Below are 16,590 nucleotides of genomic sequence, written 5' to 3'. Positions count from 1 at the left end.
ACGTCGTGCTCGGCGGGGTGGGCCATGAGGGAGGCTCAGTTCCTTTCGGCCTGGTTGCCGTCGGAGGAACCGTCGCCATTGCGCATGAACAGGTGGGCGCCCTTCTCCAACAGGAGGCCCCCCAATTCGCTGCGCTTCTCCCAGAGCTTCTTGGGCGCGCCGCCCAACCGGCGCAGGTCCTCCGGCTGGAGGTTCGCCGCGCGCCAGGTGAGCTGCTCCACCGCGTCGAAGAACTTGCCCGCCATCTCGCGCGACGACATGCGCGACAACTGCTCCAGCGAGAAGCCCTTGTCCGCGAGCAGGCCGGCGGAGCCCGCGGCCCACGTCTCGCTCGCCTTGTTGCCGCGCACGCCCGCGCCCGGCCGGGCGATCTGCACCGGCTCGTACACGGTGGGGCGCGTCTCCGGGATGACGTTCAGCTTGCGGCCGATCTTCTCGAAGGTGTCCAGCACCTGATCCAACTGCGCATCCGTGTGCGTGGCCATGTAGCTGGTGCGGATGAGCGCGTGGCCCGCCTCCACCGCCGGGGGAATCACGGGGTTCGCGAACACGCCCGCCTCGTGCAGCGCGCGCCAGAAGCGGAAGCACTTCACCTGATCGCCAATGTGCACCGGCACCACCGGCGTCACCGACACGCCCGTGTCGAAGCCCATGGCGCGGAAGCCGTTGTGCATCTTCTCCGCGATGTCCAGCAGGCGCGCGCGGCGCTCCGGCTCCGCCTCGATGATCTCCGTCGCCTTGAGCGCCGCCGCGATGGACGCGGGCGTCATGGACGCGGAGAAGATGACCGAACGGGCCTTGTGGCGGATGTAGTTGATGACATCGAACGGACCCGCGAGCACGCCGCCCAGCGACGCGAAGCTCTTGGAGAACGTCCCCATGACGAGGTCGACGTCCTTCTCCAGGCCGAAGTATTCGGAGGTGCCGCGGCCCAGCTCGCCCAGGACACCCATCGCGTGCGCATCATCCGTCATCACGCGGGCGTTGTACTGCTTGGACAGCTCCACGATGCGGGGCAGGTTGCAGACGTCGCCCTCCATGGAGAACACGCCGTCCGTCACGATGATCTTCCCGGCGCCCGGCTCCGCCGCGGCCAGGAGCTGCTCCAGGTGCTCCATGTCGTTGTGGCGGAACTTGCGCTCCGTCGCGAACGACAGGCGCACGCCGTCCACCAGCGAGGCGTGGTTCTGGCGGTCGCTGAAGACGATGTCGTGGCGGCCGAGGATGGACGCGAGCGCCAGGTTCGTCTGGAAGCCGGTGGAGATGACGATGGCCGACTCGCGGTTGAGGAACTTCGCCAGCCGCGCCTCCAGCTCCTCATGCAGCGCGAGCGTGCCGTTGAGCAGGCGAGACCCGGAGCACGTGGTGCCGAACTTCTCCGTGGCCTTGATGGCCGCTTCCTTGACGCGCGGATCCGCGGCCAGGCCCAGGTAGTTGTTCGAGCCCACCATGATGACCCGGCGACCTTCGATCTCCACCTCCGTGGAGCCGTGTGACGCTTCGATCGCCCGGAAGTACGGATACAGGCCGGTGGCCTTGGCGATGCGGTAGTCCTTCCAGGTACGGCACTTGTCGAACACGTCGCTCATGGTGGTCTTTCTTACGCATCGGGGGGTGATCCGAGCCGCTCTCCATCTGCAGGGCTCGCTCCGTTTTCGGACCGCCCGGCGCGCGTGACCACCCTGGGGACGACGCGTGGGGGTGAATAAAGAGGGAAATCCACACTGTCAAGGCAGGGACGGTTCCCTCGCACGCCGCGTGGGGCATCTGTGTCAGACCGCGCCTTGACAGTAAGGCCTCTTCGGTGGCACGCCGCGCCTCCGGTCGCCTGTTCGCCAGTGAATGTTCCTGCACTTGGAGCACACACGGGTACACACCGGGAATGGGTTCCGAGGGGCCGGCTGTTTTGGTGGCCTTGCTTGTGGCCGGTTTCTTGCTTCGCCGGCACGCATCAGAGGAGCAGACGGTGTCCCAGACGCGACGACAGCGGTGGTTCGACGGTTTCATCGGGGCGGCGATGTCGCGGCCCTGGCACGTGCTGCTCGCTGTTGCCCTGGTGACGGTCGCCGCGGGCTTCTTCGCGTCGCGGTTGGAGTTCCGCGGGTCCTTCGTGGAGCTGCTGCCGGAGGGGGCTCCGGAGGTCCGGGATCTGACACGCGTGTCAGAGAAGGCGGGTGGTGACGGGTACCTCGTCATCATGGCGAAGGGTGGAACACCGCAGGCCCTGAAAACCTACGCCGCTGAACTTCAGAAGCGTCTGGAGGCCCTGCCGGAGGTCCGCTACGTCGAGCACCACTACGACGTGGGCTTCTTCCGCCGCCACGGCCTGCTGCTGTTGCCCACGGAGCAGGTGTCCGCGCTGCGCAAGGATCTGGAGGCGCGCGTCCGCTACGAGAAGGAGCGCGCAAGCCCGCTGTTCGTGGACCTGGACGCGGAGGAAGCGCCGCCGACCTTCGAGGAGATCGCCCGCAAGCACACGCCGGATACGGCGGTGCCGGAGACGCTGGCCAGCAAGGACGGCTCGGAGGTCTACCTGATGATCAAGCCGTCGGGGACGGCGGGAGACCTGGACTTCGCCCGGCGCTTCGTGGCCAAGGCGCTGGAGACCGGCCGCCAGCTCGCGGCGGAGCAGGCCCCGGGCGTGACGCTGGAGGCGACGGGCAACTTCCAGAACCGCATCGAAGAGGATGCGGTGATGCGCCGCGACCTGTCGAACGCGGGCCTGTTGTCCGCGCTCATCGCCGTGGGGCTCATCCTGCTGGCGACGCGGCGCGTGTCGGCGCTGGCGGTGGTGGGCGTGCCGGTGGTGGTGGGGCTGGTGCTGACGTTCGCGTTCGCGCAGGGCGCCATCGGGCACCTCAACATCGTCACGGGCTTCCTCGTCGCCATCCTCATCGGCCTGGGCATCGAATACGGTGTGCACCTGGCGATGCGCTACTGGGAGGAGCGGGAGCGGCACGGGGTGCGCGAGGCGCTGGCGGCCACGGTGCGAGGCACCTTCAGCGGCGCCATCACGTCCGCCTTCACCAACGCGGCGGCGTTCTTCGTGCTGATGCTGGCGCAGTTCCACGCGTTCCAGCAGTTCGGCCTGCTCGCGGGCATTGGCGTGCTGATGGCGGTGCTGTCTGCGTACGCGCTGGGCCCGTCGCTGCTCGCCATCGCGGAGCGCATCCGCCCCTTCCGCAAGGAGTCGGTGCAGGCCGAGGCGTTCGTGGCCGCGACTCCCGCCGCGCCGGCTGTTCCCCAGAAGGAGTGGCGCCGCTGGCCCACGGGGCTCATCACCGCCATCGCGCTGCTGGTGGTGGGCTTCGCCGCGTACTCGGTGCGGATCGCGCCCCAGTTGGGCTTCGAAACGAACCTGCGCAACCTGAAGGGTGATTCGCCGGCGTCGCGGCTGGATGATCACATCACGGAGCAGATTGGCGCGCCGCTCAACCCGGCCATCCTCGCGGTGGATTCGCTGGAGCAGGTGCGGCAGGTGGAGGCCGTCATCGCCCAGGTGAAGGCGAAGAACGGCGCGGACTCCGTGTTCCTGCGCACCGCGTCCCTGAGCGACCTGGTGCCTTCGGACGTGGAGGGCCACGCGGCGGAGCTGGGCCGCATCCGCGCGCTCCTGGACGGACTGCCGAAGTCCGCGCAGGCCGACGCCCGGGTGCGGGAGTTCCGGGACATGGTGGACGCGAAGCCCTACGGCCTGGATCAGGTGCCGCCAGAGGCGCGCCGCCGCTTCGAGGCGCTGGATGGCAAGGGCATGTTCCTGCTGCTGTTCCCGTCGGTGTCCAACTACGACACGCAGGACCTGAACCGCTGGGCGGCGCAGTTGAACGAGGTGATCGCGGGGGCGAAGGAGAACGGCGTCGACCTGGCGGTGCTGGACAGCAACCGCATCGCGGCGCGCATCTTCGCCCTGGTCCAGGGGGATGGTCCGTTCATCCTCTGGGCGGCGGCGGCGGTCGTGTTCGGGGTCATCCTGATCAGCCTGCGCAGCTTCAAGAAGGCGCTGCTGGTGGCGGGCCCGCTGTTCCTGGGGATGACCTGCCTCGCGGGGGGGATGTACCTCTTCGACGTGCAGCTCAACTTCATCAACGCGGTGGTGCTGCCCAACCTGCTGGCCATCGCGGTGGACAACTCGGTGCACCTGTTCCACCGGTACGAGGAAGAGGGCCCCGGGTCGCTGGGCCGCGTGGTGCGCAACACCGGCTTCGCGGCGGTGGTGGCCACCCTGTCCAACGCGGCGGGCTACGGAGCGCTGCTGGTGGCCAACCACCAGGGCTTGCGGAGCATCGGGCAGATTGCGCTGCTGGGGGTCGTGTCCACCTTCCTGGGGACGACGGTGTTCTTCCCGGCCATGCTGGCGCTGCTGGAGCGGTGGAAGGGGCGGCGGTCCGCGGTGGTGCCCGAAGCAGGGGCAATGGTGCGGAGCCTCAATCTCGGGGGAGCCGGCGAGCTGTCGGCCGAATCGCCGGGGGAGCGCAAATCCGCGTGAACATCTGGTCTTTCAGCGAGGGGCGCGTGCGGCCCCAGGTTCGGCACCGGTATCCATCGGAGGAGGCGCTCGTGCGCTTCCGCCAAGTGGACATCGTCCTGATGGCCGCCTGCTCGGTGGCGGCCCTGGTGTGCGTGGGGCCGGCCCGTTGGGCGCCGCACTCCCTGCGCAGCGCCTGCCTGTTCGGGTTGATGGCGCTGGGCGTGCCGCTTTTGCGCCTGTTGGAGGCGCGCTTTCCGCGCCAGCCGCTCATCGCCGTGGCGGCGGACTTCTGGCTGCTGCCCGTGTCGGCCCTGACACACGGGTGGCTGGGGCCCATCGTCGACTGGATGAACCCGGTGGTGAAGGACGCCCAGCTCATCGCGGTGGACGAGCGGCTCTTCGGCTTCCAGGCGGCGGTGTCGCTGTCTCACGTGGTGCCGCCGTGGGCCAACGACGTGCTGATGCTCTGCTACTACGGCCACTTCATCTGGCCGCTGCTGCTGGGCGTCTTCCTGTACGCGCGAGCCCGGGGGCCCTCACCGGGCTTCAACGAATACCTGCTGGGCCTGGGCTTGCTCCTGAGCTTCAACTACGCGGCGTACTCGCTGGTGCCCGCGGTGGGCCCGCGCTACTTCCTCGTTGGTGCGTTCGACGGCGGGCTGCGGGGGTGGGTGCTCACGCCGCTGTTGGAATCGATGATGCGCGGGCCGGTGTACACCCGGGACTGCTTCCCGTCCGGGCACACCGGGGTGGCGCTGGTGGTGCTCTTCTACGCGTTCCGGTTCGCACGGCGCTTCTTCTGGGTGATGTTGTTCCCCGGGCTGGGCCTCATCTTCGCGACGCTGTCGGGGCGCTTCCACTACACCATCGACCTGGTGTGCGCGGTGCCGCTGGTGCTGGTGGTGACGGGGCTGGCCCTGGCGCTGTCCCGGGCCGCCCGGCAGCGCGCGGTGGAACAGAACGCGCGCTCCGTGCCCGTGGACGCTATCGTCAGGCCCTGAACCGCCAGCCGGTTGCCCCGCGGTCGGGGAGGACGTGCGCTGGCGCCCTTCTTTTGAGGCCCGCCCCATGTCCCCCCGGCCCGTCCTTTCGCAGCGCGTTGCCCGCTTCGGCACCACCGTCTTCTCCGAGTTCAGCGCGCTGGCGCTGAAGCACCAGGCGGTGAACCTGGGGCAGGGGTTCCCCGACTTCGACGGGCCGGACGACGTCAAGTTGGCCGCGTGGGAAGCCATCCAGGACGGCATCAACCAGTACGCCCCCGGCGTGGGTGCCAAGGTGCTGCGCGACGCCATCGCGGAGCACTCGGAGCGCTTCTACGGCCACCGCGTGGATCCGGACACCATGGTGTCCGTCACCAGCGGCGCGACGGAGGCCATCCTCGATGTCCTCCTGGGGCTCGTGGATCCGGGCGACGAGGTCGTGGTCTTCGAACCGTTCTACGACTCCTACGACGCGAGCATCGCCTTCGTCGGCGCCACGCCGCGCTACGTGCCCCTGCGCCCGCCGGACGCGGAGCACACCGCGTGGTGGTTCGACCGGGACGAGGTGAAGGCGGCCTTCGGCCCGCGCACGCGGCTGCTCATCCTCAACACGCCCCACAACCCCACGGGCAAGGTCTTCACCCTCGAGGAGCTGGAGTTCCTGGGCAACCTCTGCGCGGAACACGACGCGAAGGTGCTGTCGGATGAAGTCTATGAGCACATCGTCTTCGCCCCCGCGCGCCACATCCGGGCCGCCACGGTGCCGGTGCTCGCGGACCGCACGGTGACGGTGAGCAGCGCGGGCAAGTCCTTCAGCCTCACCGGGTGGAAGATTGGATGGATCATCGCGCCGCCGCCGCTGCGGGACGCGGTGCAGCGCGCGCACCAGTTCGTCACCTTCGCCACCGCGTCCCCGTTCCAGGTGGCCATGGCCGCCGGGCTGCGGATGCCGGACGAGTACTTCCAGGAGTTGACGGCGCTCTACACGGAGAAGCGTGAACGGCTGCTCACGGGCCTGCGCGCGGCGGGTCTCACCGCGTTCGCGCCCGAAGGCAGCTACTTCATCCTCGCGGACATCTCCGGCTACGGCTTCGAGGACGACGTGGCCTTCTGCCGGCACCTGGTGACGCAGGTGGGCGTGGCGGCCATTCCCCCCAGCGTCTTCTACGGACCGGAGCACCGGCACCTGGGCCAGCGCTTCGCGCGCTTCGCCTTCTGCAAGACGGAAGGGGTGCTCGACGAGGCCGCGCGAAGGCTGCGGGCGAAGCTCCCGGCGCTTGCGGCGGCGAAGCGCTGAGCTTTCAGTGTCCGACGACTTCTTCGGGGAGCTGTACCTGCGCAGCACGCTGCCGTTCCTCTCCGAGGAGGTGACGGCCCGGGAAGCGGAGTACCTGGCCCGGGCGTTCGCGGACGTGGAGGGGCCGGTGGTGGACCTGGGCTGTGGCCACGGCCGGCACGCGGCGCGGCTCAACGCGTCAGGGGCCCTGGCCGGGCGGGTGGTGGGGCTGGAGCGGGATCCGCTGTCGCTGCGCCTGCGCCGGCCGGGCTTCCCGGTGGTGCGGGGTGACCTGCGGGCGCTGCCCTTCCAGGCCGGAGCGCTGGGGGGCGCATACGCCTGGTATTCGACACTCTTCGCCTTCACGGACGCGGAGCACATGCAGGTGCTGCGCGAGGTGGCGCGGGTGCTGCGGCCCGGGGGATTGCTCGTCTTCCAGACGGTGCCCTGGGAGCGGCTGGCGCAATCTCCGGGCGCGGCCTTCAGCCAGCGGTTACCGGATGGGAGTCTCCTGGAGGAGGAGAGCCGCTTCGACGCGACGCGTGGACGGGATGTGGGGCAGCGTCAATTGACGTTGCCGGAGGGACGCGTGCTGCGGGCGGCGTACGCCATTCGTTACTATCCTCTTGCGGAACTCAGGGGGCTGTTGGAAAGCACGGGCTTTTCGATGGCGTGGGTGCACGGAGGCCTGGATGCCGGGCCGATGACACCCGACTCGACCGACCTCATCGTGGGAGCAGGGCTCCGGCAGGGCTGAAGCAGGCCCGCATACCGCGCCCAGGACACGTCCAAGTGGATCCGAAAGAACCAGCGCGAACGCGGGTCGGCCTGTTGGGGCATCTGCCCCGGAAGGTCGACGTGTATGAGGTCGGTCCCCGCGACGGCCTCCAGAACGAACTGAGGACGCTGCCCACCCGGGACAAGGCGAGGCTCATCAACGCCCTGGTCGCGGCGGGGGAGAAGCGCATCGAGGTGACCTCGTTCGTGTCACCCAAGTGGATCCCCCAGCTCGCGGACGCGGAGGAATTGCTCAAGCAGGTGGGCCGCCGTCCGGGCGTCGTCTTCTCCGCGCTGGTGCCCAACCTCAAGGGCCTGGAGCGCGCGCAGGCGGCGGGCCTGGAGGAGGCCGCGGTGTTCATCTCCGCGTCGGAGGCCCACTCCAAGAAGAACATCAACAAGACCATCGCGGAGGCCCTGGCTGGCGCGAAGGAAGTCACCGCCGCGGCCCGCAAGGGCGGCATGCGCGTGCGCGGTTACCTGTCCACCGTGTGGGGCTGCCCCTACGAGGGCCACGTCCCGGTGGAGCGCGTGGTGGACATCTGCCGCCAGCTCGTGGACGCGGGCATCTACCAGCTCAGCCTGGGCGACACGATTGGCGTGGGCACACCCCGGCAGACGGAGGACATCCTGGGCGCGCTGTTGCAGCACATGCCCGTGGACACCCTGGCCCTGCACCTGCACGACACGCGAGGCACCGCGCTGGCGAACGCGCTCGTGGGCCTGTCCGCGGGCGTCACCACGTTCGACACGAGCATCGGTGGGCTGGGCGGCTGTCCCTACGCCCCGGGCGCCGCGGGCAACCTGGCCTCCGAGGACGCGGTGTTCATGCTGCACGGCATGGGCGTGGACACCGGCATCGACCTGGACAAGCTGGTGGAGGCCGGGGAGATCGCCCAGGAGCTGATTGGGCGGAAGCTCGCGGGCAAGTACCTCCAGGCCGCGCTGGGCGAACGGGAGAAGAAGTCCTCCCGCCGCGCGCAGACCTGATTCAACGGGGGACCGCGTTTCCAGGTGGCCCCCCAGCAGCGCCGACCGCCGCCCAGGTGCCGGGCGGCGATCTTCATCGCCAACCTAGTGGTCTCCCAGCATCGCCGGCAGCCGGGACTCCAGGCCCAGGTGCTGGGCGGCGATCTCCAGCATCTTGCGCTCCTTGCGGTCGATGCGGCCGTCCACCAGCGCCATCTCCACGATGTGGCGCAGGAACACCTCCGCCTCCGGACTGCCGCGAGGCACCAGTCGCTCGAAGAGCTGGGGCCCGGCGTTGAGCGCCATCTCCACGTTGGCCCAGGACACGCTCCAGCGCTCCGCGCACAGCTTGAGCAGGCGGCGCTCGGCGTTGGAGACCTCGCCGTCGGCGGCGGCGATGGAGGCCATCATGTAGAGCAGCCGCTCGCGCTCCTTCTGGTCCGTCATCACCCGGTCGCCTTCGACGGGGGCCACCACGGCGCCACGCGTCTCCTCGCGTGCCTGCTGGCGACGGGCCGACGCGGCCGAGTGGCGCTGATCCTGCCGCACGTTCCAGGACTCGAAGGGGAGGGCGGACGCGAGCACCCAGTCCCGCTCGCCGTTGCCCAGCACCGTGCCGCAGAACTCGCAGGTGTTGGCGCCGCTGTTCGTGGTGGGCGCGTTGCACTGCGGGCAGCGGTCCGTGGACATGCCGGTGTCGGTGTTCGTCTTGGCGCCATGGCGGCGCACCAGCGTGAAGACCCAGCGCTGCGGCACGGTGGGAAGGCTGGGGGGCCGCTCGTTCACGGGGCCAATGCCCATGCGCGCGCTCCAGCGGATCTCCACCTGCGCTTCATCGAGCGACCCCGGGTTCACCTCCAGCGCGCGCACGTCCACCGCGCCCACCGCGCACTCCAGGAAGACGCGCCGACGGCCGCGCTTGCCCAGCTCCTCCAGCTCCGAGGACAGCCGGGTGATGACCTCCGCGTTGGCGACCTTGGACAGGCGCTGCGTCTCGTTGCGGCTCTGCGCGTCGATCCACTTCCAGAACAGCAGCGACGCGCGGTCCTCCAGCATCTCCAGGTTCAGCGCCGGGTCGTCCGCGCGCGCCTGCATCAGGCCGTCCACCTGCTTGTGGTGGCGCACGTGCTCCACGCCTTGCGTAATCTCCGCGAGCGTCCAGTCGTAGTTGCCGGAGTTCACCACCGCGTTGCAGAACTCACAGGTGTTGGACGCACCGCCCTTGTACGGGGCGCCGCAGTTGGGGCACTTGCCCTGGAACAGGTCCTCGCCGATGCGCGTCTGCGCGCCGGGCTTGCGCACGAAGGTCCACACCTCCGTGAAGGACTCCGCCGCGACCTTCTTGGCGGCGGCCATCGCCTGTGCGTCCGTCTGGTCCGCGGGCACGTCCGTGTCGCGGATGCTGGCGCGCACGCGCACGTGGATGCTGTCGTACCAGTTCGTCTGGTGCAGCCCGATGAGCTGCACGTCCTCCACGTTGATGTCCGCCAGCGCGTCGCGCACACCCTGGGCCTTCATGAGCTGGAGCTGCACGTTGAAGCGCTGCCACGTCGCGTCCGACAGGAAGGGGCGCACGGGCGTCATGTCGCGGCGGAACCACGACTTCTGCAGCTCCAGGAAGAGCCAGCGCACCTTGTCCAGCGTGGGCTGGATTTCAAACGACGGGTCCTTGAGCTTCAGCGCGTTGACCCAGCCCTGCACGTCGCGGCCGGACACCTGCGTGCGCACCTCCGCCTCGCGTTGATCCAACGCACGCTGGGTGGTGGCGGTGGGGTGCAGGTTGCGCTTGTAGAGCCAGTACAGCACGCCGCCGATGAGCAGCAGGGGCAGGGTGACCTTCGGGTACAGGAAGATCATCCGCACCAGGTCGAAGAGCAGCCAGAGGGGCAGGCCATCGCCGCCTCCGCCCCCGCCGCGATCACGCCCGGAGGTGTAGTGCTCGCCCCCGCCGCCACGCGCCAGGGCCACCAGGGGCAGGGCCAGCACGAGCAGGGCGAGGACGGTGCGCAGTCCAGGCGACCATTGCCACGGGCGTTTCGTCGGAGGGCACGAAGGCATGGGCGAAATCCTATCCGTTTACGGCTTGCCAGACTGGAGAACCGGTCGCAGGCTGCGCGCCATTCACGCGGGCCGCCCCATGCGGCCCGACACGGGGAGCGAAGATGCCGGAGTTCAAGGTCGACGCCCGCGGCGCCATCGAGATCTGGACCATCGACGGGGAGAGCCGCCGCAACGCCATCAGCCGCGCCATGCTCCAGGAACTGGGCCAGCTCGTGGCCCGCGTGTCCGGCAATCGCGACGTGCGCGCGGTCATCATCACCGGCGCGGGCGACAAGGCCTTCTGCGCGGGCGCGGACCTCAAGGAGCGCGCCGGCATGGCGGAGCCCGAGGTGCGCGCCTTCCTGGACGGCCTGCGCAACGCCTTCCGCTCGATTGAAAAGAGCGACTGCGTCTTCATCGCCGCCATCAACGGCGCGGCCTTCGGCGGCGGCACGGAGCTGGCCCTGGCGTGCGACCTGCGCGTCGCCTCGCCGGCCACGGAGCTGGGCCTCACCGAGGTGAAGCTGGGCATCATCCCCGGCGGCGGCGGCACCCAGCGGCTGGCGCGGCTCATCGGCCCGGGGCGCGCGAAGGACCTCATCCTCACCGCCCGGCGCGTCAACGCGGCGGAGGCCTTCAGCATCGGCCTGGTCAACCGGCTGGCCCCCGAAGGGCACCTGCTCCAGGTCGCCTTCCAGCTCGCGGAGGCCGTCGTGGAGAACGCACCCGTGGCGGTGGCCACGGCGAAGCACGCCATCGACGAGGGCACGGGCCTGGAGCTGGACGAAGCGCTCGCGCTGGAGCTCAAGAAGTACGAAGAGGTGCTCAAGACCGAGGACCGGCTGGAAGGGCTCCGCGCCTTCGCGGAGAAGCGTCCTCCTGTCTATAAAGGCCGCTGAGCCCCACGAAAGCGACAGGGGCGGCAAGCCCGCGGTCGCCCGCGAAGCTTCCGCCCCTGACACCTGCTTCGCGATGCGGCCCGGCGCGAGGTGACGGGTGCCTCACCCATCACGACGGCCGCCCGCTCGGACGCATGGGCTCATCGCCCATCACGTTGAGCTTGGACCTGGACGCTAGGCGCTGGCCGTCTTCTCGCCGCCGATGTTCACGCCCTGCTTGTTGATGTAGCCCATCGCCTTGTCCTTGACGGTGGTGCGCAGCTCGGTGCCAGGACGCGGCGCCAGCAGCAGCGCCACGACGCTGCCCGCGGCGGCGCCCAGCAGGAACGCGCCAATGCCGCCCAGGCCCGAGCTCACGGGCTTGTACGTCGTCAACCCCACATACCGCAGCGCGTCGTCGGCATCGAAGTTGTCCCAGGACTTCCGGGCCTTCTTCGAGGCGAGGTCCGCGTATTCGGGAACCTGGTTGAGCAGTTGGTGCGCCAGGAACTGGCGGTAGATCTTGCTCTTGGCCAGAGCCTTCGCCTGCCACGTCTTCTTCCTCACTCCGAACATGGGTCCCTCCTGGGCCGGTATGAATCACGGGGTGGGGTGGCCCGCCTGGGTGCACCCCCCTCGTGCAACATCAAGGTAGGCAGGGAAGCCCCAGGTGCCAGCCCCCGGTGTGCTTCGCCGTGGCCCCTTGCGTCGTCCGCTGGACGGCACGTCAGGTAGGACCCACGGCAAGAAGGCAGCCAGGCCAGGGGGTTTTTGGTATGTGGCCCGGGCCATGTCCTACGACCAGAAGCTGCTTGAGACGATCGCCCAGGTGGAGAAGGGCGGTGCGCCGAAGTACCACGCGAAGAACGCCGAAGCCGGCAAGCTCTTCGCCCGCGAGCGCATCCGCTTGCTCGTGGACGCGGACTCGTTCGTGGAGGACGGCAAGCTCGCCAACAACCTGGACGCGGACCTGCCCTCCGACGGCGTCATCACGGGCCTCGGGCGCATCGCGGGCCGCACCGTGGCCATCATGGCCAACGACTCCACGGTAAAGGCCGGAAGCTGGGGCGCCCGCACGGTGGAGAAGATCCTCCGCATCCAGGAGACGGCGAAGGCGTCGCGCTGTCCGCTGCTGTACCTGGTGGACTCCGCGGGCGCGCGCATCACCGACCAGGTGGACATGTTCCCGGGCCGCCGGGGCGCGGGCCGCATCTTCTACAACGAGGTGCACCTGTCGGGCGTGGTGCCGCAGATCTGTCTGCTCTTCGGCCCGTCCGCCGCCGGTGGCGCGTACATCCCCGCGTTCTGCGACCTGGTCATCATGGTGGATGGCAACGCGTCCATGTACCTGGGCAGCCCGCGCATGGCGGAGATGGTCATCGGGGAGAAGGTCACGCTGGAGGAGATGGGCGGCGCGAAGATGCACTGCTCCGTGTCCGGCGTGGGCGACGTGCTGGTGAAGACGGAGCAGGAGGCCATCGCCGCGGCCAAGCAGTACCTGGCGTACTTCCCGGAGAACTTCACGAAGCCCGCGCCGCGCGCGGAGCTGAAGGCCCCGAAGCACAGCGGCAAGCGCGTGGATGAGATCATCCCGCCGGATCAGAACAAGCCCTTCGACATGCATGCGCTCATCACGGAGCTCATCGACGAGGGCAGCTGGTTCGAGGTGAAGAAGCTCTTCGCGCAGGAGCTCATCACGGGGCTCGCGCGCATCGGCGGTCAGCCGGTGGGCATCGTGGCCAACCAGCCCAAGTACAAGGGCGGCGTGCTGTTCGTGGACAGCGCGGACAAGGCGGCCCGGTTCATCTGGCTGTGCGACGCGTTCAACATCCCGCTGCTGTACCTGGCGGACGTGCCGGGGTTCATGATCGGCACCAAGGTGGAGCGGGCGGGCATCATCCGCGCGGGCGCGAAGATGATCTCCGCGGTGTCCGAGGCCAGCGTGCCGCGCATCTGCGTGGTGGTGCGCAAGGCGTACGGCGCGGGCCTCTACGCCATGAGCGGCCCCGGTTTCGCCCCGGAGGCCACCCTGGCGCTGCCCCAGGCGATGATCGCCGTGATGGGCCCGGAGGCGGCGGTGAACGCCGTCTACTTCAACAAGATCCAGGAACTGCCGGAGGCCGAGCGACCGGCCTACGTCCAGAAGCTGCGCGACGAGTACAAAGAGGACGTGGACATCTACAAGCTGGCCAGCGAGCTCATCATCGACGCGGTGGTCCCCGGGGACTCCCTGCGCGGCGAGCTGTTGCAGCGTTATTCGCTGTACGCGGAGCGCTTCCAGCCCCGTGCCGAAAAGAAGCACGGTGTCTATCCCGTTTGAGTCGTCCCCACCTGAGCTAGATTCCCCGCCCGACCATGGACTTCGAACTTCCCGACAGCCACCGCGCCCTCCAGGCCTCCCTCCGTGAATTCTGCGAACGCCGCGTGAAGCCGTACGCGCGTGAGTGGGACAAGGACGAGAAGTTCCCCATGGAGGTGGTCAAGGAGCTGGGCCAACTGGGCGTGCTGGGCATGCTCGTCTCCGACGAGTACGGCGGCGCGGCCATGGACTCGCTCGCCGTGGCGGTGGCCGTGGAGGAGATCGCTCGCTACGACGGCTCGCTCGCCCTCACGGTGGCCAGCCACAACGGCCTGGGGACCAGCCACGTGCGCGTCTTCGGCAACAAGGCGCAGCACCAGCGCTACCTGCCGAAGCTGGCCACCGGCGAGTGGCTGGGCGCGTGGGGCCTCACCGAGCCGGGATCCGGCTCCGACGCGTCCGGCATGCGCACCACCGCCGTGCGCAAGGGCGACAAGTGGGTGCTCAACGGCGCCAAGATGTTCATCACCCAGGGCACGGTAGGGGATGTGTTCGTGGTGCTCGCGCTCACGTCGCCGGAGAAGCGCCAGAAGGGCATCACCGCCTTCGTGCTGGAGAAGGGCGTGCCGGGCTTCAGCCAGCGCGCCATCCACGGCAAGCTGGGCATGCGCTCCTCGGACACGGCGGAGCTCATCCTGGAGAACGTGGAGCTGGGCGACGACGCCATTGTCGGTGAGGTGGACCGGGGCTTCATCGACACGCTGAAGATCCTCGACAAGGGCCGCATCACCATTGGCGCGCTGTCGGTGGGCCTGCTTCGCGGGGCGCTGGAGGAGTCGGTGGCGTACTCGAAGGACCGCTCCGCGTTCGGCCAGCCCATCAGCGAGTTCCAGGGCCTGCGCTGGATGATGGCGGACATGAAGACGGAGCTGGAGGCGGCGCGCCTGCTGGTGCACCGCGCGGCGCGGCTCGCGGATGCGGGTCAGCCGTATTCGGAGGAGGCCTCCATGGCGAAGCTGTTCGCCTCCGAGGCGGCCATGCGCGGCTGCAACAAGGCCGTGCAGATCCACGGCGGCTACGGCTACACGCGCGAGTTCCCCGTGGAGCGCTACCTGCGCGACGCCAAGCTCTGTGAGATTGGCGAGGGCACGAGCGAGATCCAGCGCACCATCATCGCCCGCGAAACGTTCAAAGGGGCCTGATGGACACCGCTCGGTTACGGGAGCTGGGACTCCAGGTGCGGGAGGAGCCCTCCGGCATCGAGGTGATGCTGGACCTGGAGGCCGCGTCCCTGGTGAATCCCATCACCAAGGACTTCATCACCGAGGTGACCTTCCAGGTGGTGGGCGACCGGCTCATCCCCATCGCCCCCGCGGCGGTGGTGGGCATGACGCCCATCCTGCTGTCCGCCATCGACGCGGCGGAGGAGATGCAGGCGCTGCTGCTGGACACCTTCAGCGACCACGTCTTCCACCTCCAGCGCCGCTCGGAGGAGTTGCAGCTCCTGGGCCTGCCCGCGGACGTGGATCCGCAGTCGCTGGAGCTGTCCACGACGGTGAAGGAGGGCCATCTCGCGGTGAAGCTGGTGTCGGACCGCCAGGGCAACTTCCGCGTCGCGCAGGCCCTGCGCGGCGGTGAGGACCTGCCCACCGCGGCAGGTCACATCATCGAGCTGTCGGAGTTCCGCGAGCGCGGGGCGCTGATGGGCTACCTGGCGGCGCTCTTCGGCGAACCCACGGCCCGGACGCCGGTGGCGGCGGGCGCGGGGCCGGTGCGCTTCGTGGAGATCGTGGAGAAGTTCGGCGCCCAGGCGCTGGTGCCGCCGCGCAGCAGCCTGGAGCTGCTCGCCCAGTTCCAGGTGGAGGGCAAGGCCTACCGCTTCGCCGCCGCGCGCATCGCCGGGCGCACCTTCCGGGGGATGCTGGCGGGCACGCAGGGCAAGGTGTGGGCGGGCCGCTTCGAACTGGACGAGTTCCCGGGCGTGGTGCGGATGGTCGCGGACCTGTTGAAGGTCGCTCCCGAGGCCGTGCGCCTCGTGGGCCCGGACGCCCCCCAGGAGTGAGACACTCGTGGAGAAATTGACCCTGGTGGAACGGGTGCAGGCGCTGGAAGGCCGCCTGGGCCTGACGTTCCTCAAGCGCGACCTCGCGCTGGAGGCGCTGACGCACAAGACGTACGCCAACGAGAACCGCGACCAGAACCTCAAGGACAACCAGCGCCTGGAGTTCCTGGGCGACGCCGTGGTGGACCTCGCGGTGAGCCACCGGCTCATGGACCGCTGTCCGGGCATGCCCGAGGGTGAGCTCACCAAGATGCGCGCTCGCATCGTCCATGAAGAGGGCCTGGCCCGCGTGGCGCGCGGCCTGCGCCTGGGCGAGCTGCTGCTCCTGGGCCGGGGCGAGTCCCAGTCGGGCGGCCGGGACAAGAACTCCATCCTCGCGGACGCGCTGGAGGCGGTGCTGGGGGCCGTGTACCTGAACGGCGGCCTGGAGCCGGCGCTGGCGCTGGTGGACCGGTGCTTCAGTGAGCCGCTGGAGGAGGTGGCCTCCGGCGCGGGCCGCCTGGACTACAAGACGCTCCTCCAGGAGATGTCCCACGAGAAGCTGAAGCTGTCGCCGCGCTACCGGGTGGTGGCGGAGTCCGGGCCGGAGCACTCCAAGGTGTTCGAGGTGGAGGTGTGCATCGGGGAGGTCGTGTACGCCCGGGCCAACGGCCGGAACAAGAAGGAGGCCGAGCAGGCAGCCGCGCGCACCACCCTGGAGCGCCTGAAGACGGCCCCGGCGTCAGCCCCGGACACCGCGACAGACGGGACGCCCACGGTGGAGGTCGCCCCGGAACCCACGACTTTGGAGGCTCCCCGGGACGACCCTCCGGCGTGAAAGCCCTTGGAGGGGGAGGGGGGT

General features: G+C 69.3%; 13 protein-coding genes. 10 read left to right on the top strand and 3 right to left on the bottom strand.

Annotation, left to right across the window (positions count from 1 at the left end):
- Positions 1 to 35 precede the first annotated feature (35 nt).
- The gene (locus tag D7V88_RS27420; RefSeq protein ID WP_120543580.1) at positions 36 to 1,589 is read right to left on the bottom strand and encodes an aminotransferase class I/II-fold pyridoxal phosphate-dependent enzyme; all 1,554 of its coding nucleotides are present in this window, start codon (positions 1,587 to 1,589) and stop codon (positions 36 to 38) included.
- A gap of 428 nt (positions 1,590 to 2,017) precedes the next feature.
- Between D7V88_RS27420 and D7V88_RS27415 the strand changes: the two genes are divergently transcribed.
- From D7V88_RS27415 to D7V88_RS27395, 5 genes are all read left to right on the top strand, one after another.
- Entirely contained in the window at positions 2,018 to 4,486 is a 2,469-nt protein-coding gene (locus D7V88_RS27415; protein WP_244238423.1) for an efflux RND transporter permease subunit, read from the top strand.
- A 71-nt stretch (positions 4,487 to 4,557) separates the two neighbouring features.
- The gene (locus D7V88_RS27410; protein WP_341870713.1) at positions 4,558 to 5,469 is read left to right on the top strand and encodes a phosphatase PAP2 family protein; all 912 of its coding nucleotides are present in this window, start codon (positions 4,558 to 4,560) and stop codon (positions 5,467 to 5,469) included.
- A gap of 67 nt (positions 5,470 to 5,536) precedes the next feature.
- Entirely contained in the window at positions 5,537 to 6,745 is a 1,209-nt protein-coding gene (locus D7V88_RS27405) for an aminotransferase class I/II-fold pyridoxal phosphate-dependent enzyme (protein WP_120543578.1), read from the top strand.
- A gap of 7 nt (positions 6,746 to 6,752) precedes the next feature.
- Positions 6,753 to 7,481 carry a methyltransferase domain-containing protein gene (locus D7V88_RS27400; RefSeq protein ID WP_120543577.1) on the top strand — a complete coding sequence of 243 codons (729 nt, stop codon included), beginning with the start codon at positions 6,753 to 6,755 and terminating at the stop codon, positions 7,479 to 7,481.
- A gap of 35 nt (positions 7,482 to 7,516) precedes the next feature.
- A complete protein-coding gene (locus D7V88_RS27395) occupies positions 7,517 to 8,491 on the top strand; it encodes a hydroxymethylglutaryl-CoA lyase (protein WP_120543576.1) in 975 nt (324 codons plus the stop codon).
- 84 nt (positions 8,492 to 8,575) lie between these two features.
- Here the strand turns inward: D7V88_RS27395 and D7V88_RS27390 are convergent, their stop codons facing one another.
- Positions 8,576 to 10,528, bottom strand: a complete 1,953-nt coding sequence (locus tag D7V88_RS27390) for a TIM44-like domain-containing protein (RefSeq protein ID WP_120543575.1) — start codon at positions 10,526 to 10,528, stop codon at positions 8,576 to 8,578.
- Positions 10,529 to 10,632: 104 nt separating this feature from the next.
- Between D7V88_RS27390 and D7V88_RS27385 the strand changes: the two genes are divergently transcribed.
- Positions 10,633 to 11,409, top strand: coding sequence for an enoyl-CoA hydratase-related protein (locus D7V88_RS27385; protein WP_120543574.1), 777 nt, complete (start codon positions 10,633 to 10,635; stop codon positions 11,407 to 11,409).
- A 174-nt stretch (positions 11,410 to 11,583) separates the two neighbouring features.
- On the opposite strand, the gene D7V88_RS27380 is transcribed toward D7V88_RS27385, so the two are convergent.
- Positions 11,584 to 11,964 carry a YtxH domain-containing protein gene (locus D7V88_RS27380; RefSeq protein WP_120543573.1) on the bottom strand — a complete coding sequence of 127 codons (381 nt, stop codon included), beginning with the start codon at positions 11,962 to 11,964 and terminating at the stop codon, positions 11,584 to 11,586.
- Between the two features lie 214 nt (positions 11,965 to 12,178).
- Between D7V88_RS27380 and D7V88_RS27375 the strand changes: the two genes are divergently transcribed.
- Genes D7V88_RS27375 through rnc form a run of 4 tightly spaced genes read left to right on the top strand, consistent with a single transcriptional unit; the run spans position 12,179 to position 16,566 of the window.
- Positions 12,179 to 13,708 (top strand): acyl-CoA carboxylase subunit beta, encoded by a 1,530-nt coding sequence (locus D7V88_RS27375; protein ID WP_120543581.1) that lies wholly within the window; start codon positions 12,179 to 12,181, stop codon positions 13,706 to 13,708.
- 35 nt (positions 13,709 to 13,743) lie between these two features.
- Positions 13,744 to 14,889, top strand: a complete 1,146-nt coding sequence (locus D7V88_RS27370; RefSeq protein WP_120543572.1) for an acyl-CoA dehydrogenase family protein — start codon at positions 13,744 to 13,746, stop codon at positions 14,887 to 14,889.
- The gene (locus D7V88_RS27365; RefSeq protein WP_208726489.1) at positions 14,889 to 15,749 is read left to right on the top strand and encodes a hypothetical protein; all 861 of its coding nucleotides are present in this window, start codon (positions 14,889 to 14,891) and stop codon (positions 15,747 to 15,749) included. Before D7V88_RS27370 ends, D7V88_RS27365 begins: the two co-directional genes overlap by 1 nt.
- A gap of 7 nt (positions 15,750 to 15,756) precedes the next feature.
- Positions 15,757 to 16,566 (top strand): ribonuclease III, encoded by an 810-nt coding sequence (gene rnc, locus D7V88_RS27360; RefSeq protein ID WP_120543570.1) that lies wholly within the window; start codon positions 15,757 to 15,759, stop codon positions 16,564 to 16,566.
- The last annotated feature ends 24 nt before the right edge of the window (positions 16,567 to 16,590 follow it).

It is taken from the genome of Corallococcus terminator (genome assembly GCF_003611635.1).
GTDB lineage: Bacteria > Myxococcota > Myxococcia > Myxococcales > Myxococcaceae > Corallococcus > Corallococcus terminator.
This window is presented reverse-complemented; position numbering and strand designations above follow the sequence as displayed.